Here is a 19,522-nt window from a genome sequence, read left to right as displayed (position 1 = left end):
TGAGCTCAGGCCCCGATCTGTCCGATTTGCACGTGCCCGCGCAGCAGGTTGCGGGCGATGGTGCGGCGCTGGATCTCGTCGGTGCCCTCGAAGATGCGCATCAGGCGCAGCTCTCGGTACCACCGCTCGATCGGCAGCTCCTTGGTGTAGCCCATGCCGCCGTGGATCTGCAGCACGCGGTCCACGACCTGGTTGCTGATCACCGATCCGTACAGCTTGGCCACCGAGCTGTGGTGGCGCGGGTCGAGACCCTGCTCCTGCTGCCAGGCGGCGAGCAGAGTGAGGTACTTGGCCGCCTCGGTCTCCACGTGGGAGTCGGCGATCTGCCACTGGATGGCCTGGTAGTCGGCGATCGGGTGGCCCATCGACTCGCGCTGCTTGGAGTACTCGATGGCCATCTCGAGCAGCCGCTCGGCCGCCCCGACGCAGCGGGCGGGGATCATCCAGCGGCCCTTGCCGATCCACTGCATGGCGAGATCGAAGCCGTGTCCGACCTCGCCGAGCACGTTGCGCTCCGGCACCCGGACGCCCTCGAAGCTCAGCGCCGCGGGACCCCACTCACCCATCGTCGGGATCGGCCGGGACTCCCAGCCCATCTCCCGATCGACCAGGAAGCAGGTCACGCCGCCGTTGGCGCCCTTCTCGGGATCGGTGACGGCGAACACCATCACGAAGTCGGCCTCGCTGCCGTTGGTGATGAACGTCTTCTCGCCCGTGATCACCCAGTCCGAACCGTCCTTCACCGCGCGGGTACGGATCGCGCGGGCGTCCGACCCGGCGCCCGGCTCGGTGATCGCGAAGCAACTGCGGCGCTCACCCTCGATGGTCGGGATCAGGTACTCCCGCTTCTGTTCCTCGTTGCCGTGGTAGAGGATGTTGTCGGCGTCGCCGCCGAACGAGAACGGCACGAAGCTGCGCGAGACCTCCATCGAGATCACGGCCGCCATCACGGCGCCGAGCTCGGCGCCGCCGTACTCGGCCGGCGTGTTGATGCCCCAGAATCCCGACTTGCGCGCGCGCTCGCGCAGATCCTTGAGCTGCCCGGGCTCCAGGCCGGGGCGATTCTCCCGCTCGTTCAGCAGCACCTGCTGCTCCAGCGGGATGATCTCCTTGGCGACGAACTTGCGGATCGTGTCCCGGATGTCGCGCTGTTCCTCGGAGAGAGTGAAGTCCATGATCGTTGTCCTCTTTCTGGTTTCTGCTCAGGCCCGCGAGCCGCCGGCGACTTGCAGTGATCGGCTCGCCGGCACGCGGCGGGTCCGACCGATCGGGGGAACGACGCGCTCGCCGTCCATCGGGGCGCGATCGCTCGAGTGGGGCGCCGCCTCGGCGCCGGTGGCCGGTCGACCGAAGGGAGCGGGGGTGCACGCGACCCGGGCGCCGCGGATCGCGGCCCGGCACCGGGTTTGCGGCACTGCATCTCCTTTGATTCGGCCAGCACGACAACTGTGTCTCGACGGATCCGGGCCACCGTGCCGTCGTCCGGCTCGGCTGCCGCCGCCGACTCAATGGTGAACCAAGTCGGTTCTAGAACCCGTTCTAGGTTGGCAAATCTGGTCCAGCCGGCGGAGCGATGTCAAGCCCGTCGATCCACCCGGTGATATCGCGCACCTCACTCGCCCCGATCGGTCGCGAGCAGGCGCACGTAGTGCAGGCTGCGCGCGATCAGGCGTCGACACTCGCGCCGGTCGCGCGCATGCACGACCGCGTGGGTGGCGTCGCCGATCATGCCGGTCAGGATCGCGACCTGCAGCCGCCCCTCCGGGCCCGTCGAGCGCAACAACCGGGCGTTCTGGCGGATCCACTCGTTGGCAATCTGGCGTTGCAGCCGCGCAAGCTCGGCGGGCGCGTCGAGGCCGAGGAAAAGGGCCGCCAGCTCGCGTTGGGCCCAGGCCCGCTCCAGGTAGGCGCGGGTGCCCGCCACGAGCAGGTCGGCCGGATCCGCTTCCCCGGACTCCTTCGCCGCGCGCACGGCGGCCTGGGCCGCGTCGAGATAGGCACGCTGATAGTCCTGCCACAGCGCGACGTACAGCTCGCCCTTGCCGCCGAAGTGGTGGTAGACGCTGCCCACGCTGGCCGCGGATCGCTCGACGATCTCCGCCACCGACGCATCGGCGTAGCCGCGTTCGAGAAACACCTCCAGCGCCGCGTCGAGAATGCGCGACTTGGTGTCGTCGCGGCGCTTCCTGGCGTCATCGCCCCGCCGGCGCCGATCCGGGCGCGCCGTCTCGGTGATCGATTCCGACGACTTCGAACCCATCCGATCCCGCCTCTCCCCGGCTGCGCTGCCGATCATGGCACCCGGGCGCTCAGACCCGAGTGGGTCGATGCACTTGACGCCGACTAGAACGTATTCTAGAACAGTCCTCGTCCGTATTTCCAGAGCAGTCTTCGTCAAAGTGGACCCAGATTCAGGAGACGTCATGGCGGCAGCCCTGTCCGAGCGGGCCAGGCCCGTACCCACCCCCGAAACCGCTGAGTACTGGGAGGGGGCCCGCCGCGGCGTCCTTCGCATCCAGCGCTGCACCGCGTGCGAGAAGGCCTACTTCTACCCGCGACCCTATTGCCCGAACTGCTCCAGCACCGAGGTCGAGTGGTTCGACGCCTCCGGCGACGCGACATTGCTGTCCTACAACGTGAACCACCGCCTCGCCCCGGGCTACGACGCCCCGTACGCGATCGCCATCGTGCGTCTGGCCGAGGGACCGCAGATGATGACCAACATCGTCGACATCGAGCCGGACGCGCTGGAGCTCGACATGGAACTGCACGTGCGGTTCCAGGACCGCGGGGACGACCTGTTCGTGCCCGTCTTCGCCCCGAAGGAGGCGGCCGCATGACCGTCGCGATCATCGGCGCCGCGGAGACCGAGCGCCTGGGCAAGAATCCCGATCAGTCCACCCTCGGCCTGCACCTCGAGGCCGCACACAACGCGCTCGCCGACGCCGGGCTGACCATCAACGACATCGACGGCGTCGCGAGCGTCGCCCTGCCGGGCCCGCTCACCGTCGCCAACGCGCTCGGCATCAACCCGCGCTGGCTGGACACCACCAACGTGGGCGGAACGTCCTTCCTGTTCCACGTCCGCCACGCGGCCTCGGCCATCGCCGCCGGCTACTGCGACACCGTGTTGATCACCCACGGCGAGTCGGGCCGCTCCCGGGTCGGCAATGCCGCCTGGCAGGTCGACCCGTTCTCGATGCCGGGCCAGTTCGAGGCGCCGTACGGCACCTTCGGACCGCCGACCACCTTCACCGTTCCGGCGCGACGCTTCCTCGCCGACACCGGCACCACGCGCGATCAGATGGCGACGGTGCCCGTCATCCAGCGGCAGTGGGCGGCGCTCAACCCGCGCGCGATGTTCCGCGATCCGATCACGGTCGAGGACGTGTACGCGTCGAAGATGATCGCGGACCCCTTCCACCTGCTGGAGTGCTGCCTGGTCACCGACGGCGGCGGCGCCTTGATCATCACCTCGGCCGAGCGGGCCAAGGACCTGTCGGACAAGCACAAGCCGGTCTACCTGCTGGGCAGCGGCGAGGCCTGCGACGCGCCGATGGTCTCCCAGATGGAGGACCTCACGTCCTCGCGCGGGTTCCGCCAGTCGAGCGCCGCGGCGTTCGAGTCGGCGGGTCTGACCACCGACGATGTCGATCACCTGATGATCTACGACGCATTCGCCCACGTGCCGCTCTACGGCCTTGAGGACATGGGCTTCGTCGGGCGCGGCGAGGCCGGCGCGTTCATCGCCGACGGCAACACCGCTCCGGGCGGCAAGCTGCCGCTGAACACCAACGGCGGCGGCCTTTCCTACACCCACACCGGCATGTACGGCATGTTCCTGATCCAGGAGTCGGTACGCCAGTTGCGCGGCGAGGCGCCGGCGCAGGTCGAGGGCGCGAACGTCTCGGCGCTGCTCGGCAACGGCGGCATGTTCATGGCATCGGCGACGCTGATCCTCGGCACCGAGGACGCGCTGTCCGGTTCGGCCGCACGCGGCTGATCACCCCCTGCCCGCCCCGTCGTGCGCCGGCCGGTGCACGATGGGGCGGGTGAGCCCCGCCGATCGCCCCGCCCGTTACCGGCACGGCGATCGCGGCTACCGCCAGATCACCGTCGCGCTCTTCGCGGCCGGGCTGGCCACCTTCATCGGTCTCTACTCCACCCAGGCCCTGCTCCCGGAGCTGTCGGCCGTGTTCGCCGTCGGCCCGGCGTCCGCCGCGCTCTCGGTGTCGGTGACGACGGGCGCGCTGGCGATCTTCGTGCTGCCGATCAGCGCGCTGTCCGACCGGTTCGGTCGGCGGCGGGTGATGATCATCTCCGCGATCGGCTCCGCCGCCATCGGGCTCGCCCTCCCGCTCGCGGCGAGCTGGCCGGTGCTGCTGGCGGGCCGCGCCCTGCAGGGCGTCGCGCTGGCCGGCGTACCGGCGGTGGCAATGGCCTACCTCGCCGAGGAGGTCGACCCGTCGGCGCTCGGCGCGGCGATGGGCCGCTACATCGGCGGCACCACCATCGGCGGCCTGATCGGCCGGCTGACGCCCGGGCTGACCCTCGACCTCGCCGACTGGCGGGTCGCGCTGCTCGCCGCCGCGGTGCTGGCGGGTGTCGCGGCCGCGCTGTTCGCGGCGCTCTCGCCGCGCTCGGCGCACTTCTCCCCCGCCCCCGCGACGCCGCGGCGGATCGCGGCCGGCGTCGTCCGTCACCTGCGCACGCCCGCGCTGCTGGCGCTGTACGCGCTCGCCTTCGTGCTGATGGGCGGCTTCGTGACGGTCTACAACTATCTCGGCTACCGGCTGCTCGCGCCGCCCTTCTCGCTGCCGCCCGGCGCGGTCGCGCTGATCTTCCTGCTCTACCTCGCCGGCACCGTGTCGGCGACCTGGGCGGGGCGACTGGCCGACCGCCGCGGCCGCTCGCGGGTGCTGGCGGTCACGGTGGGCGCGACGCTGCTCGGTCTGGCGATCACCCTGGCGCCGTGGCTGCCCGCCGTGCTGGCCGGCACCGCGCTGTTCACGGCCGGCTTCTTCGCCGCGCATGCGGTGGCCAGCGGCTGGGTCGGTGCGCTGGCCGACCGCGACCGGGGCACGGCGAGCGGGTTGTACCTGTGCGGCTACTACGCGGGGTCGTCGGTGATCGGCGCGCTCGGGGGCGTCGTCTTCGCCGCGGGGGGCTGGCCCGCCGTGGTCGGCTACGTCGGGGCGCTGTGCCTGGTCGCGTTCGTCCTCGGGCGCGTACCGGCCGGGATCGGCCGCGCAGGCGGGCATCGGCCATGAGCTAGACTGCCCGGTGGCGGTCGGAACGACCGCACGCTCCGGGCACCGCGTGCCGTCGGGAGGCGGCTGACCGGGAAGTCCCGATCCGCGTCGTGCCGGAGCCGTACCGAGGGATCGCCGGCGTGCGATCTGCGAGCACGAGGGCAAGAATCCTGAATACCGAAATCACCGAGGACGCGGGCGTGCCCGCGCACATCGCCGACGGCGCGGACGCACCCGCGGAGTCCGGCACCACCGACCGGGTCCCGCCGAGCGAGACCTTCGCCGATCTGGGCGTGCACCCGGACATCGTCGCGGCGCTCGACGAGGTGGGGATCACCCACCCCTTCCCCATCCAGCACATGGCGATCCCGATCGCGATCACCGGCACCGACATGATCGGGCAGGCGCGCACCGGCACCGGCAAGACGCTCGCGTTCGGCGTCACCTTGCTGCAGCGGATCGTGGTCCCGGGTGATCGCGATGCCGACTCCGTGCACCCGGCGGGCAAGCCGCAGGCGCTGGTGATCTGCCCGACGCGCGAGCTGGCGAGCCAGGTCGCCAAGGATCTGCAGACCGCGGCCAAGGTCCGCGCGGCGCGGATCCTGACCGTCTATGGCGGCGTCGGCTACGAGCCGCAGTTGGACGCGCTCGCGGCCGGCGTCGACGTGGTGGTCGGTACGCCGGGCCGACTGCTCGACCTGGCCAACCGGCGCGCGCTCGACCTGTCCCATGTCAAGGTCGCGGTGCTGGACGAGGCCGACGAGATGCTCGATCTCGGCTTCCTGCCCGATGTCGAGAAGCTGCTGGCCAAGACGCCCGAGCTGCGCCAGACGCTGCTGTTCTCCGCGACCATGCCGAGCCAGATCGTCACGCTCGCCCGCCGGCACCTGCGCCACCCCGTGAACATCCGGGCCGAGCACGCCGGCGAGAACCAGACCGTCCCGGCGACCGCACAGTTCGTCTACCAGGCCCATGATCTGGACAAGCCGGAGGTGGTGGCGCGCATCCTGCAGGCCGAGGGCCGCGACCGCGCGATCATCTTCTGCCGCACCAAGCGCTCCGCACAGCGGGTCGCCGATGATCTTGCCGAGCGGGGCTTCGCGGCCGCACCGATCCACGGTGACCTGACCCAGGTGTCGCGGGAGAAGGCGCTGAAGCGGTTCCGTGAGGGTGGGGTGGATGTTCTCGTGGCGACGGATGTCGCGGCGCGCGGCATCGATGTCGGCGGCGTCACCCACGTGATCAACTACGAGTGCCCCGACGACGACAAGACCTATGTGCACCGGATCGGCCGGACCGGCCGCGCCGGCAAGTCGGGCGTCGCGATCACCTTCGTCGACTGGGCCGACCTGGCTCGCTGGAAGATGATCAACAAGACTCTCGGGTTGCCGTTCGAGCAGCCGCAGGAAACCTACTCCACGTCGGAGCACCTGTTCCACGATCTCGGCATCCCGTCCGGGACCAAGGGTCGTCTGGTGCCGGAGAAGCCGCGCGAGCGGCGCGACGAGGGCCGCGAGCGGCCGCGCGAGGAGCGTCCGCGCCGCTCCCGGAACCGTCGGCGTACCCGCAACGGCGAGCCCGTCTCCGGTCGCGACGGGACCAATCAGGACGGGACGAACCGCGACGAGACGCACCACGACGGGCCAGGTCGCGACGAGACGAATCGCGACCAGACGAATCGCGACGGGGCAGGTCGCGACGAGACGAGTCGAGACGGGACCGCACCTGTCGACGCGGCGACCACCGACCGGGCGACCGACGAGGCCGGCGAGGGCCCGCGGCGACGGCGGCGGCGCCGCGGTGGCCGAGGCCGCGGTCGGGGTGCCGGCGGCGACCGTCCGGCGGAATCGCCCGCCACCAGCAGCACCAACTGACCCGCTCAGTAGCGGGTCGTCCGGGTGCGGTGCCGCGGGCGGGAACGGTAGGCCGGTTCCTGCCCGCGGTTCCACAACAGGTAGTCCAGATCGGCGGCGCTGACCCGTCGGCCGGGTCCGCGATTCAGTTCGGCGGCGAGCAGCTCGACCGCGTGCACCGCGCAGGCGCGCAGCTCGACCTCGGGGGCGCTGCCCGCGGGGATGTCGGCGCCGGCGTCGATCGCGGCGGCCAGCTCGTCGTCGTAGGCGAGCAGTCCATCGGTGCGCAGCACGTGCGGCACGAGGTTGTCGGCGAAGATCGTCAGCCGGTCCAGGTCGTCGAAGCGGCCCAGGTCGCTCGGCGCGCCGTCGCGTCCCGGTACGCCGTCGAGCGCGAGAGACAGGTCGACGGCGGTGAGCTGGGCGCGCTTCCACAGATGGACCGGGCGCTCGCGCCCGTCCGGTCCGCGCCAGGTCGCGACATCACGAAACATCGGCATCGCCGCCAGCAGGCCGACCAGGCGCGCGGCGCTGCGGCCGGCCGCGGCGACCAGGGCTCTGCCGTCGCCGGCCCAGTTGGCTGTCAGCTCGGTGCCCAGCTCGTTCAGGGCGCGGGCGAAGAATGACATCAGCTCGGCCACGTCGGCGTTGTCGGACTGGCCGAGGATCTCCGCGACCCGGTCGGCGGTGAGGGCGGCGAGTTCGGCCGCATCCGGCGTACCCGCGCCGAACCAGTCCTTCAGCGACGACGCGACCGTGAAGTAGCCCGACATTCCGGGACGTTTGGTCAGCCGCGGGAACCATCCCGATCCGAAGTTGATCGCGTCGAGGCAGAGCACGGCCAGCACGGTGTCGGGCTCTCCGCCGCGATAGTGGTGGTCGGCGTCGAAGGCCGGGCGGGCCCCCTCCGCGATCGGCAGCGCCGCGGCGTACTCGCCGAGCGCGTCGTCGACGATCCGCACGTGCCGGGCGCCGGCGGCGACGGCGGCGCAGTCGGCGCGCACCCGGGCGAGCGGGTCGGCACCGGGCGGCGCGGCATCGATCGACACCCGGGCACCCTAACCAACCGCGCGGTAGCTTGGCCCTCATGCCGGACAACGAAGCCGCGCTCTCCATCGCGTCGGGGAGCACCGAGCAGCCGCTGCTGGACCAGACCATCCCCGCGAACCTGGCCGAGACGGTCCGCCGCTGGCCCGACCGCGACGCCCTGGTCGAATCGTTCACCGGGCGCCGCTGGACCTGGGCCGAGTTCGCCACCGACGTCGACCGGGTGGCCCGGGCCCTGCTGGCGCTCGGGCTGACCAAGGGCGATCGGCTGGGGATCTGGTCGCCGAACAGCGCCGAGTGGACGCTGACGCAGTACGCGACGGCCAGGATCGGCGTGATCGCGGTGAACATCAATCCCGCCTATCGCACCCATGAGCTCTCCTACGCGCTGAACCAGTCCGGTTGTGTCGCGGTGGTGGCAAGCCCGGCGTACAAGACCAGCGACTACCCGGCGATGATCGAATCGGTACGCCAGAACGTGCCCAGTCTGCGCCACGTGGTGATCACCGACGACGAGTCGTGGCGGGAGTTCCTGGCGGGCGCGGACGGCGTCGACGCGGGTGAGGCGGAACGGATCGCGGCGACGCTGCGGCCCGAGGACCCGATCAACATCCAGTACACCTCGGGGACCACCGGTCACCCGAAGGGTGCCACGCTGAGCCACCGCAACATCTTGAACAACGGCTACTTCACGACCGAACGGATCGGATTCACCGAGCAGGACAAGCTGGTGATCGCGCCGCCGTTCTATCACTGCTTCGGGATGGTGATGGGCAACCTCGGTTGCACCTCGCACGGAGCGACCATGATCATTCCTTCGCCGTCCTTCGACCCGGCGGCGAGCCTGCAGGCGGTGCACGACGAGCGGGCCACGGCGCTGTACGGCGTACCGACGATGTTCATCGCCGAGCTCGCCCTGCCCAACTTCGCCGACTACGACCTGTCCAGCCTGCGCACCGGGATCATGGCGGGTTCGCCGTGCCCGGTCGAGGTGATGAAGCGGGTGATGACCGAGATGCACATGTCGGAGGTGTCGATCGCCTACGGCATGACCGAGACGTCGCCGGTGAGCACCCAGACCGGCGGCGACGACGATGTCGAGCGCCGGACGGCCACGGTGGGCCGGGTGCACCCGCACGTGGAGATCAAGATCATCGACCCGGCCAGCGGTGAGGTGGTCCCGCGGGGCGAGATCGGTGAGTTCTGTACCCGGGGCTACTCGGTGATGCTCGGCTACTGGGACGAGCCGGAGAAGACGGCCGAGGCCGTCGATGCCGACGGCTGGATGCATACCGGGGATCTCGGCATGATGCGCCCCGACGGGTACGTGACGATCAACGGCCGGATCAAGGACATGGTGATTCGCGGTGGGGAGAACATCTACCCGCGCGAGATCGAGGAGTTTCTCTACACCCACCCCAAGATCGCCGATGTCCAGGTGGTCGGGGTGCCCGACGAGAAGTACGGCGAGGAGCTGTGTGCGTTCGTGCAGCTGCGCGACGGCGAGAACGAGCTGAGCGCGGAAGACGTCGCAGCGTTCAGCGAGGGCAAGCTGGCCCGGTTCAAGATCCCCCGGTATGTGCTGGTCGTCGACGAGTTCCCGATGACCGTGACGGGCAAGATCAGGAAGGTCGAGATGCGCGCCGACGCGGCGCAGCAGCTCGGGCTGGCCTGACAACTCGGGCCGGCCTGTTTGCGCGCGAGCGCCCTCAGGACGCAGCGCACTCCGGCCAGTGCCCGATGTCGATGGTCACCACCGGACGTGGCTGGGCCGCGCGTGTCATCGGCCGGGCGCGGGCGGGCCGAATGGCGGCAGCGTGCGGCAGCCAGAGGGCCGGCGGCGGCTCCGAGACATGCACCTGACCGCTCGGCGACTCGGTGATCACGCGCAGGGCCGATCCCGCACGGTCCCAATCCGGCATCGCACGCACCCGATTGCACCGCGCGCACAGTCCCTGGGCGTTGTCGGACCCGGTCGGGCCGCCCCGCGCCCACGGCACGATGTGGTCGATGTCGCGGATGGCACCGTCACACCAGGGCGTCCGGCAGACCTGGTCGCGCGCGATCACCAGCCGCCGCACCGACCGTGGGAAGAGCCGTCGCCGCTGATCGATCTCCGAGACCCGGCCGGTCGGCGGATCGGTCCACAGCCGCCGCAACCACACCTTGGCGCGCGAGGCCCACACCAGCTCGCGAGCCGCCCCGGCCGCCACCGGGCCGAACCCCGGCACGACCGCAGCGGGACCGTCGCGCATCTCCTGCGGCGCAATTCCATCGCGCTCCGTCGCCGGAGCTAGCGGAGGATCGGCGGGGACGGCCGGGCCGAGCAGCGCACCGTCGGTCATCACCAGTTGGATCTCGACCGGGACCTCGGGCGCTGCCGCCTGACCGGTCACCCGCTCGACAAGGGCATCGGCGCGACACTGCTGGCGGCTCCGTGCGTCTCCCGAAGCCTGCGCCCGGTCGGCCGCGCGATCCAGCGCCGCGTGCACGGCGACGCCCTGGGCGAGCGGCAGCAGGGCGCTCAGATGCACCATCGCGTTCTCCGCCGGGCGGATCGACACGTAGCGGCCCTCCTCGGCTGCGGTGCTCCAGCGCCGGGCGACCTCGGGCTCGGCCGCATAGGCCAACGCCCGCGCCGCCTTCTCGAGTTGCCGCGGCGATTGCTGCGCGGCCACCGGGTCGGCGCCGCCGCACAGCTGGGCATCGATCGCCGCGCGATCGGCCGGCTGGCACGCCGCCGTGGCTGCTGCCAGCCGGGTCACCGCGAATTCCGACAATCGTCCGACCGCGAACAGAGCGCCGGCGGCCGGAAGCTCGGCGGCGATCGTCTTCGCCAGTTGCAGGTGCCGCGAGCCCGCGCAGGGCGACTCGTGCCGCGCCAGGCCGATCTGGTCGGCGATCCCGCGACCGAGACGACTCGCCGGAACCCCGGCGGCCTCCTGCTCGGCCAGCAGCAGCTCCTCCGCCCGCACGCTCAACCTGGCCTGCGCGGCCGCCGCCGCGTTCTTGATCAACTCGAGCTGCTCGATCAGCACCATCAGCTCCCCTGGCGAATCGGCATCGAGCAAGGGCAACCTCGCCAGAAAGGACGCACAATCATCAGCTGCCCGGACATGGTCTGCCTGGACATCGTGCGCCGAGATCCCCCGATCCATGCACCCATATTAATCGCACATTTATTCGAATGCAAGCCCTTCCGGACACCCACGGGCCCACATCTGAGATCCACAACCACCTGTTGGTGGCGATGAGGGTGTTCACGACGTCACTCTGATGGGGTATCTCTCCGACCTTGCGCCTTGGCGGTGGCGTCTCAGGCGAATGCTCGCCGAAGTGCGTCGACCTCTCCGCGGAGTTCACCTGCATCGATCGCCTGATCGACGGTGAGCGCGCCGGCGACGAGGCCGACGACGGTTTCGGCGTCGGCCGCCAGAACGGTCTCCGGTAGATGGTCGTCGCCGACGCGCGTTGTCGAGCCGTCCGCGTCGATCCGGAGAATGATGAGCAGGCCCTCCACTTCGAAGCCGACCTCCACGGGCGGTGTTGCCGTTCTCCCGCGGAGGATGGCTGGCAAGGCAAGAGTCAGCCATCGTGGCCGGAACTCGTCGTCACCCCGCCCGGCGGCGAGCAGAGGGACACCCCATCGCCCCAAAGCCTCCATCGGCTCCTGGAGTTCCGCCCCCCATCGCGTCAGTCCATAAAGAACGCCCGCGTCTCCCAGCACTCGCTCCACGACACCGGCTTCTTCCAGCGTCCGCAGCCGTTCGGCCAGGAGATTGCTCGCCACGCCCGGCAGGGAGGCTTTCAGCTCGCCATATCGCAGGGGCCCGGGCAGTAGCTCGCGCACGATCAGGAGGTTCCAGCGGTCTCCAACGATGTCGAGCGCGCGCGCCAGTCCGCAGAACTGCCCGTAGCTCCGACGCGACAATGCGTTGACTTTTTCAACCATGCTTGATTATATCAAGCACACGTCATCGTTGCCAGGACTGCCGTGCCCTGGCTATCAGGGAGGTATGTGGCATGGACATCAGTTGGCTTGGTGCACTCCTAGCGTTCGTCGCGGGAATGGTCGTGGCGATGGTCTGGTACTCGAAGGGTGCCATCGCCGACGCCTGGGAAGCGATGACAGGAATCACGCCGGAGAAGAACAAACCTGTCCGAACGCGGAACCTGATCCTGCTCGCCGTGTCCAACGCCGCGACCACTATCGGGCTCGCGTTCGCCGTCGGGCTCACGTCCGCGGCGACCGGCAACGACTCCGTGTGGATGGCCGTGACGGTTGGGGCCGTCGCTTGGCTGACACTGTCCGCATCGACCCTTCTTCAGCACAACTCATTCGAACAGAAGCCTCTGAAGCTGACGACCATCAACACCGGCTATCAACTGGCGCTGTTCCTCGCGATCACGCTGGTGCTGGGACTCTTCTAGGCATGTCGATTCACGACGGGATCAGCACATCCTTGCGCTGAGCATGGGTTCCAGCCCGAGTTCGTCGATCGGCGACAAGCCACGCAGGCGTAGCCACAAGAATGCGGCACACGTCGCGGCGCGCGCGTGAGCGAAGGTTGTCCCGAACCTCCGGCGCACACCAGACTGAGCTCCTTCCGACATCCACGAGGGACCGGCATGATCCTGCCCAAGGTGCGCGATCCGCGGCTGATCACCGTCCGCCGCGGCGGGACGCTGACGGACGCCGACCATCGGTTGCTGGCGCTCTGGGCGGCGGACTGCGCCGAACACGTGTTGCCCCTCTTCGAGCAGGAGCGGCCCGACGACCAGCGGCCCCGCGGGGCGATCGAGGCAGCGCGCGCGTGGGCCCGGGGCGAGTTGCCGATGATGCGGGCCCGTGCGGCGGGCGGCCACGCGATGGGTGCCGCGCGCCCGCTGGCGGGCGCCGCCCGGTTCGCCGCCCATGCGGCCGGCCAGGCGGCCTGCGTCGGTCACGTCGCCGAGCACGACCTGGGCGCCGCGGCGTACGCCATCCGCGCCGCAGCCGATGCCCGCCCGACCGAACCGGACGCGGCCCGCGCCGAGCGTGACTGGCAGCGCGGCCGACTGCCCGAGGCGGTCCGCAGCCTGGTGATCACCGACCAGGCCGCCCGCAACGACATCTGCTGGTACGCCTTCTCCGACTGACCACCCAGCCGCGCTGCCACACTGGCGACATGACGACACCGGTCACGCTTCCCCTCGACCTCACGGTCTTCGACGATCGTTTCGCGGTACGCCACGATCGCGTTCTCACCCGCCTGTGGACGGGCGGCCGGTGGCTGGAGGGACCGGTACACGTGCCGACGGCCCGAATGCTGATCTTCAGCGACATCCCGAACGACCGGGTACTGCGCTACGACGAGGTCACCGGCGAGGTGACGACCTTCGGCGCGCCGGCCGGGTTCGCCAATGGCCATCGCCTCGATTCCTGCGGGCGGCTGCTGACCTGCGAACACGGCGCCCGCCGGGTCACCCGCACCGAACCCGACGGATCGGTCACCATCCTCGCCGACGCGATCGACGGCTCCCGCCTGAACAGCCCGAACGACGTCACCACGTCCCCGGACGGCGCCATCTGGTTCACCGACCCCAGTTACGGCATCCTCGATCATCACGAGGGACATGCGGCCAGCTCCGAGATCGGCTCCAACGACGTCTACCGGATCGCCCCGAACGGTACGCCGACGCGCGCGATCGACAGCCTCACCGCCCCGAACGGCATCGCCTTCTCCCCCGACGCCTCGGTGCTCTACGTCACCGACAGCGAGACCGACACCCTGCACGCCTTCGACCATGATCACGGCAGGCTGACGAACGCCCGGACGCTGGCCACCTCGACCGACGGCACCTTCGACGGATTCCGTGTCGACGACGCCGGCCGGATCTGGACCAGCGCCGGCGCCGGCGTCGATGTCTACGACGCCGACGGCACCCGACTGGCCCGCATCGGGCTGCCCGAAACCGTGTCCAATGTGGCCTTCGGCGGCTCCCGGCGTACCGACCTCCACATCGCCGCGACGACCTCGCTGTATGTGATCAAGGTCGGCGCGCGCGGGCTCTGGCCGGGCTGATCAGAAGTTGATCAGGATTCGCGCACCTCGCTGCGATCGCCCGACCACAAGACATGGAAGCTGCCCTCGTCGTCGGTCCGCCGATAGGTGTGCGCGCCGAAGAAGTCGCGCTGCAACTGGGTCAGCGCCGCCGGCAGCCGCGGGCTGCGCAACGCGTCGTAGTAGGCCAGCGAGGTCGCGAAGGCGGGCACCGGCACCCCGGAGTAGACCGCCGCGGCGACCACTCGTCGCCAGCCCTGCTGCGCCTTGCCCAGCGACTCGGCGAAGACCGGCGCACCGAGCAACGAGACCAGGCCCGGGTTGTCGGCGTACGCCTGCGTGATCGTGCCCAGGAACCGCGCCCGGATGATGCAGCCGGCGCGCCAGATCCGGGCGATCTCGCCGGGATGGATCTCCCAGCCGTACTTCCCTGCCCCGGCCGCGATCTCGTCGAAGCCCTGCGCATAGGCGATGATCTTGGCCGCATGGAGCGCGCCGCGGATGTCGGCGAGAAACACCCGCGGATCCTCGACCCGAACCGGGCGCTCCGGACCGGGCAGTTCCTGCCCGATCGCGCGCCGCGCGGGGTCGGATGACAGCGAGCGGGCGAAAACGGCCTCCGCGATCCCGGACACGGGTACGCCGAGATCGAGCGCGTTCTGCACGGTCCAACTGCCGGTCCCCTTGGCCCCGGCGGCATCCAGCACCTTGTCGATCAACGGGCCGCCGCCGCGCGGATCGTCCTGCCGCAGCACCTGCGCGGTGATCTCGATCAGGTAGGAATCGAGCTCACCGGCATTCCACTCGTCGAAGACATCGGCGATCTCGGCCGGGGTCATTCCCAGGATGCGCCGCATCAGGTCGTAGGCCTCGCCGATCAGTTGCATGTCGGCGTACTCGATGCCGTTGTGCACCATCTTCACGAAGTGTCCGGCGCCGTCGGTGCCGACGTGGGTGACGCACGGCTCGCCGTCCTCGGGCGCCCGCGCCGCGATCGTCTGCAGGATCGGCCCGAGGGTGGCATAGCCCTCCGCACTCCCGCCCGGCATCAGCGACGGCCCGAGCAGCGCGCCCTCCTCGCCGCCGGAGATCCCGCAGCCGACGAAGTTGATGCCGCGTGCGCGCAGCTCGCGCTCGCGTCTGATCGTGTCGCGGAAATCGGCATTGCCGCCATCCACGATGATGTCGCCCGGCTCGAAGACATCGGCCAGCTCGTTGATCACCGCGTCGGTCGGGGCGCCCGCCTTGACCATGATCACGGCCGTCCGCGGACGGGCCAGCGCGTCGGCGAAGTCCTGCGCGGTCCGGGCGACCACGAATCCGGCGTCGGGGTGGTCGGCCGCCAGCCGTTCGGCCTTCTCGGTGGTCCGGTTGTGGATCGCGACGGTATTGCCCTCCCGGGAGGCCAGATTGCGGGCCAGGTTCGAGCCCATCACCGCCATCCCGGTGACGCCGATATTGGCCCGCCCCTTCGCACCCGGTTCGGTGCCGGCCGGTTCGCTGCCGGGGTCCTGTTCGCTCATCGGGTTCCTTCGTCAGGGTTACGCTGCGCGACGAATCTACCCGGCCAGCTCCCGGCCGACCGCACGCAGTTCATCGATGACATGACGCACGACCACCCTACGGGCGACCTCCGGCCGGGCCAGCGCACTGACCGTGCGCCCGGTCGGTACGCCGGCCAGCGGCCGCAGCACCAGCTCAGCACCCGCCCGGGTGCTGAACCGCGGCAACAGCCCGATGCCATGACCGCCGATCACCAACGCCTCGACGAGCCGGTTGTCCAGCACCCGCTGCACCACGCGGACCCGGGCGCCGGTCCGCTCCTCGACGGCGAGCCGGACATCGTCGAACGGATACCCCATCGGTACGCCGACCCAGGGCTCGTCGACCAGATCGGCCGGCGCCAGGCTGTCCCGCGCGGCGAGCGGGTGGCCGGCGGGCAGCGCCACGTCGAGCGGCTCCCGGAGGAGATCCACCCGGCTCAGCCGCGACCATTCGGGGAGGGGCCGCGCGCCCATCCGGTGACCGATCACGATGTCGTGGTCGCGCGCCAGCTCGGCGTACCCCGCCTCGGCGACGTCGCGATCATGGATCCGCACGGTGACCGGTCCCTCGGCCAGCCGTCCGAACAGCCCCGGCAGGAGCATCGCCGCCGCGCTGGGCACACAGGCCACCCCGACCTCGCCGCCGACCGCCCCGCGGAACTCCTCGAACCGGGCCTCGACGCCCGCCAACGCGCTCGCCACCTCGACCGCGCCGTCGGCGAGCAGTTCGCCGGCCCGGGTCAGTCGCAGGCCGCGCCCCGCCGGCTCGACCAGCGGCACGCCCAGGTCGCGCTCGGCGGCGCGCAGTTGCTGGGACACCGCCGACGCGCTGACCCGCAGCGCGCGTGCGGTCGCTCCCACGGTCCCCCGTTCGGCGAGCTCGCGGAGCAGCATCAGGTGCCGGACTTCCATGAAGGCATGCTAAACACAATGGTCATGAATTGGCGCTTGTCCTGAACAGTGGCGCGCGATTGACTCGGCGCCATGAACACCCGCGACCGCCTGTTGGCCAGCTCCGTCGCCGTCATCTGGGGCCTCAACTTCCTGGCGATCCACCTCTCGCTGGAACAGTTCCCGCCGTTCTTCCTGGTCGCGCTGCGCTTCACCATCCTGGCCGTGCCGACCATCGTGCTGGTCCCCCGCCCGCGGGTCCCCGTGCGCTACCTGATCGGCTACGGCCTCGGCTTCGGCACCCTGCAGTTCCTCTTCCTCTATCTCGCCATGGCCACCGGCATGCCGACGGGTCTCGCCTCGCTGGTGCTGCAGTCCTCGGCCCCGTTCACCGTGCTGCTCGGCGCGACCCTGCTCCGGGAACGGCTGACCCGCGATCAGGTGATCGGGATCATCGCCGCAGTGCTCGGGCTGTGCATCGTCGGCAGCCAGCAGGCGGGCACCGCCGCCATGCTCCCCTTCCTGCTCACCCTGTGCGGCGGGCTCGGCTGGGCATTCGGCAACCTGTGCAGCCGGCTCGCCCGGCCGGAGAAGCCACTGCGGCTGACGATGTGGATGTCCGTCGTGCCCCCGCTGCCGATGCTTGCCGTCTCGCTGATCGTCGAGGGCCCGGCCCGGATCGCCGCCTCCGCGAGCGGGCTCGGCTCGGCCACCGGGCTCCTCGCCCTGGCCGGTCTGGCCTACACCGTGATCATCGGGACGGTGCTCGGCAGCGGAATCTGGACCTGGCTGCTCAGCCGCCATCCCGCCAGCCGGATCGCGCCGTTCTCGATGCTGGTGCCGCTCGTCGGCCTGTCCACCGCCTGGCTCACCCTGGGCGAGGCGCTGACCTGGATCGAGATCGTCGGCGCCCTGGTCGTCGTCACCGGCGTCGCGCTCGGCTCCGGCGCCCTAGGGTATCGGCGTGAGCGAACCCAGCGAGCCGAGCCGCGTGTGCCACAGCGATCCGGATGACCGGCGCTGGTCCGATGCGGCGATGGGCCTGCTGCACGCGGATGCGCAGCGTTCGGCAGACACCCATCTGATCAAGGTCGACCTGGGCGACCCCGATCACCAGCTCTACCTCAAGGACGAGTCCACCCACCCCAGCGGCAGCCTGAAACACCGGCTGGCCCGCTCGTTGTTCCTGCACGCGCTCGCGAACGGCTGGCTGCGACCCGGAGCCCCGGTGATCGAGGCGTCCAGCGGATCGACCGCCGTCAGCGAGGCCTACTTCGCGCGGATGCTCGGCGTACCGTTCATCGCGGTGATGCCCCGTTCGACCTCGCCGGCAAAGGTGGCCCTGATCGAGCGCGAGGGTGGGCGCTGCCACTTCGTCGACGATCCCGCCGCCCTGGGCGCCGAGTCGCAGCGCCTGGCCACCGAGCTGGGCGGGCACTTCATGGACCAGTTCACGATGGCCGAGCGCGCCACCGACTGGCGCGGCAACAACAACATCGCCGAGTCGATCTTCGCCCAGCTCGCGGCCGAGCCGCATCCGCTGCCGGCCTGGATCGTGGTCGGCGCGGGCACCGGTGGTACCAGCGCGACGATCGGCCGCTATCTGCGCTACCGCCGCCTGCCCACCCGGCTCTGCGTGGTCGACCCGGAGGGCTCGGCATTCTTCGCCGGCTACCGCGACGCCGATCCGACCGCCCGCGAGACCGGGTCGCGGATCGAGGGCATCGGCCGGCCGCGGGTCGAGCTGAGCTTCGTCTCCCAGGTGATCGACCAGATGATCAGGGTGCCGGATGCCGCGTCGGTGGCGGCCACGCGCTGGATCTCCGAACGACTCGGCCGGCGAGTCGGCGGCTCCACCGGCACCAACATCGTCGGCGTCGCGATGATCATGGCGCAACTGCGTGCGGCCGGCAGCACCGGTTCGGTGGTCTCGCTGATCTGCGATCCGGGCGATCGCTATGCAGAAACGTACTTCGACGACACCTGGGTACGCTCGCACGGGCTCGACCCGGCGCCGTGGTCAGACTGGCTGGACCGGCGCCTCGGCGGCTGAGCCCTCCCCACCGAACAGCCGGCGATAGGCCGCGGGCGAGGTCGTGCAGGAGCCGAGATCGTGATCGATCTTGCCGGTGCCGTGATGATCACTGGAGCCGGTCGCGACGATCCCGAGCCGGGCGGCCAGCGCGTGCAGCTCGGCGCGGGCCTCCTCGTCGTGATCATGGTGATCGGCCTCCAACCCGTCCAGGCCGTGCTCGGCGACCAGCGCGGTGATCACCTCCGGCGGCAGCGCCGTGCGGCTCTCCCGTGCCCACGGATGGGCCAGCACCGCACGGCCGCCGGCGTCGTGCACGAGGTCGATCGCCCGCGCCAGCTCCGTGGCGTACCGATCGACGTGCGCGGGGCCGCCGTCGCGCAGCCAGCGGTCGAAGGCCTCGGTGCGGTCGGCGACGTACCCGGCGGCCACCAGGGCGTCGGCGATGTGCGGCCGGCCGATCGCCGACGCACCGCCGGCCTGCGCCTCGACCTGCTCCCGGGTGAGTCGCACCCCCAGGGCGGCGAGCCGCTCCAGGACCGGACCGACCCGGTCCGCCCGCCCGGAGCGGATCCGGGCCAGCTCGGCGGCGAGGGCGGGGTGGGCAGGGTCGGCGCCGTAGGCCAGCAGGTGCACCGAGGCGCCGTCGCGGCGGGCCGACATCTCCATCCCGGGCACGAATCCGATCCCGAGCCGCCGTGCCGCCCCGGCCGCCTCGGCCAGGCCGTCGAAGGTGTCGTGATCGGTCAGGGCGACGACATCGAGACCGGCGGCCGCGGCCGCCGCAATGAGATCCGCGGGGGCATCGGTCCCGTCGGAGACCGCGGAGTGGGTGTGCAGGTCGATCCGCATGCGCGCG

The 19,522-nt window shown here is 70.7% G+C and carries 18 protein-coding genes; 10 read left to right on the top strand and 8 right to left on the bottom strand.

Annotated features, from left to right (window positions below):
- Positions 1-5: 5 nt before the first annotated feature.
- Positions 6-1,175: an acyl-CoA dehydrogenase family protein gene (locus tag ACXDC7_RS09185; RefSeq protein ID WP_179443836.1), complete on the bottom strand. Its 1,170-nt coding sequence runs from the start codon at positions 1,173-1,175 to the stop codon at positions 6-8.
- Positions 1,176-1,612: 437 nt separating this feature from the next.
- Positions 1,613-2,260 (bottom strand): TetR/AcrR family transcriptional regulator, encoded by a 648-nt coding sequence (locus ACXDC7_RS09180; protein WP_179443837.1) that lies wholly within the window; start codon positions 2,258-2,260, stop codon positions 1,613-1,615.
- 163 nt (positions 2,261-2,423) lie between these two features.
- On the opposite strand from ACXDC7_RS09180, the gene ACXDC7_RS09175 reads away from it, so the two are divergent.
- From ACXDC7_RS09175 to ACXDC7_RS09160, 4 genes are all read left to right on the top strand, one after another.
- A complete protein-coding gene (locus ACXDC7_RS09175) occupies positions 2,424-2,840 on the top strand; it encodes a Zn-ribbon domain-containing OB-fold protein (RefSeq protein ID WP_459221930.1) in 417 nt (138 codons plus the stop codon).
- Positions 2,837-4,003, top strand: coding sequence for a thiolase C-terminal domain-containing protein (locus tag ACXDC7_RS09170; protein WP_179443839.1), 1,167 nt, complete (start codon positions 2,837-2,839; stop codon positions 4,001-4,003). Before ACXDC7_RS09175 ends, ACXDC7_RS09170 begins: the two co-directional genes overlap by 4 nt.
- A 49-nt stretch (positions 4,004-4,052) precedes the next feature.
- Entirely contained in the window at positions 4,053-5,270 is a 1,218-nt protein-coding gene (locus ACXDC7_RS09165; RefSeq protein WP_218843610.1) for an MFS transporter, read from the top strand.
- A gap of 341 nt (positions 5,271-5,611) precedes the next feature.
- On the top strand, positions 5,612-7,126 hold the full coding sequence (locus ACXDC7_RS09160; protein ID WP_459222816.1) for a DEAD/DEAH box helicase: 1,515 nt from the start codon (positions 5,612-5,614) through the stop codon (positions 7,124-7,126).
- A 5-nt stretch (positions 7,127-7,131) separates the two neighbouring features.
- On the opposite strand, the gene ACXDC7_RS09155 is transcribed toward ACXDC7_RS09160, so the two are convergent.
- On the bottom strand, positions 7,132-8,154 hold the full coding sequence (locus ACXDC7_RS09155) for a queuosine salvage family protein (RefSeq protein ID WP_459221929.1): 1,023 nt from the start codon (positions 8,152-8,154) through the stop codon (positions 7,132-7,134).
- A gap of 38 nt (positions 8,155-8,192) precedes the next feature.
- Between ACXDC7_RS09155 and ACXDC7_RS09150 the strand changes: the two genes are divergently transcribed.
- Positions 8,193-9,827, top strand: coding sequence for an AMP-binding protein (locus tag ACXDC7_RS09150; protein WP_459221928.1), 1,635 nt, complete (start codon positions 8,193-8,195; stop codon positions 9,825-9,827).
- A 34-nt stretch (positions 9,828-9,861) separates the two neighbouring features.
- On the opposite strand, the gene ACXDC7_RS09145 is transcribed toward ACXDC7_RS09150, so the two are convergent.
- Complete coding sequence (locus ACXDC7_RS09145) at positions 9,862-11,193, bottom strand: DUF222 domain-containing protein (protein ID WP_459221927.1); 1,332 nt, start codon at positions 11,191-11,193, stop codon at positions 9,862-9,864.
- Between the two features lie 275 nt (positions 11,194-11,468).
- Positions 11,469-12,104 (bottom strand): winged helix-turn-helix transcriptional regulator, encoded by a 636-nt coding sequence (locus ACXDC7_RS09140; protein WP_179443843.1) that lies wholly within the window; start codon positions 12,102-12,104, stop codon positions 11,469-11,471.
- Positions 12,105-12,175: 71 nt separating this feature from the next.
- Here ACXDC7_RS09140 and ACXDC7_RS09135 point away from each other — a divergent pair, with 71 nt between their 5' ends.
- From ACXDC7_RS09135 to ACXDC7_RS09125, 3 genes are all read left to right on the top strand, one after another.
- Positions 12,176-12,583, top strand: coding sequence for a DUF1761 domain-containing protein (locus ACXDC7_RS09135; protein WP_179443844.1), 408 nt, complete (start codon positions 12,176-12,178; stop codon positions 12,581-12,583).
- A 198-nt stretch (positions 12,584-12,781) separates the two neighbouring features.
- On the top strand, positions 12,782-13,291 hold the full coding sequence (locus ACXDC7_RS09130; protein ID WP_459221926.1) for a putative immunity protein: 510 nt from the start codon (positions 12,782-12,784) through the stop codon (positions 13,289-13,291).
- 29 nt (positions 13,292-13,320) lie between these two features.
- A complete protein-coding gene (locus ACXDC7_RS09125; protein WP_459221925.1) occupies positions 13,321-14,217 on the top strand; it encodes an SMP-30/gluconolactonase/LRE family protein in 897 nt (298 codons plus the stop codon).
- An 11-nt stretch (positions 14,218-14,228) separates the two neighbouring features.
- On the opposite strand, the gene gndA is transcribed toward ACXDC7_RS09125, so the two are convergent.
- Both gndA and ACXDC7_RS09115 read right to left on the bottom strand, forming a co-directional pair.
- Complete coding sequence (gene gndA, locus ACXDC7_RS09120) at positions 14,229-15,719, bottom strand: NADP-dependent phosphogluconate dehydrogenase (RefSeq protein WP_459221924.1); 1,491 nt, start codon at positions 15,717-15,719, stop codon at positions 14,229-14,231.
- 36 nt (positions 15,720-15,755) lie between these two features.
- Positions 15,756-16,652, bottom strand: a complete 897-nt coding sequence (locus tag ACXDC7_RS09115; protein ID WP_459221923.1) for a LysR family transcriptional regulator — start codon at positions 16,650-16,652, stop codon at positions 15,756-15,758.
- A 72-nt stretch (positions 16,653-16,724) separates the two neighbouring features.
- On the opposite strand from ACXDC7_RS09115, the gene ACXDC7_RS09110 reads away from it, so the two are divergent.
- Positions 16,725-17,645 (top strand): EamA family transporter, encoded by a 921-nt coding sequence (locus ACXDC7_RS09110; RefSeq protein WP_459221922.1) that lies wholly within the window; start codon positions 16,725-16,727, stop codon positions 17,643-17,645.
- Positions 17,596-18,684 carry a PLP-dependent cysteine synthase family protein gene (locus ACXDC7_RS09105; protein ID WP_459221921.1) on the top strand — a complete coding sequence of 363 codons (1,089 nt, stop codon included), beginning with the start codon at positions 17,596-17,598 and terminating at the stop codon, positions 18,682-18,684. The genes ACXDC7_RS09110 and ACXDC7_RS09105 overlap by 50 nt, the downstream gene beginning before the upstream one ends.
- Here the strand turns inward: ACXDC7_RS09105 and ACXDC7_RS09100 are convergent.
- The gene (locus ACXDC7_RS09100) at positions 18,652-19,515 is read right to left on the bottom strand and encodes a PHP domain-containing protein (protein ID WP_459221920.1); all 864 of its coding nucleotides are present in this window, start codon (positions 19,513-19,515) and stop codon (positions 18,652-18,654) included. The genes ACXDC7_RS09105 and ACXDC7_RS09100 overlap by 33 nt on opposite strands.
- Positions 19,516-19,522 lie beyond the last annotated feature (7 nt).

Source organism: Naumannella huperziae (assembly GCF_054073625.1).
Note: the sequence above shows the minus strand (reverse complement) of the source record. Positions and strands in the feature narration are given on the sequence as shown.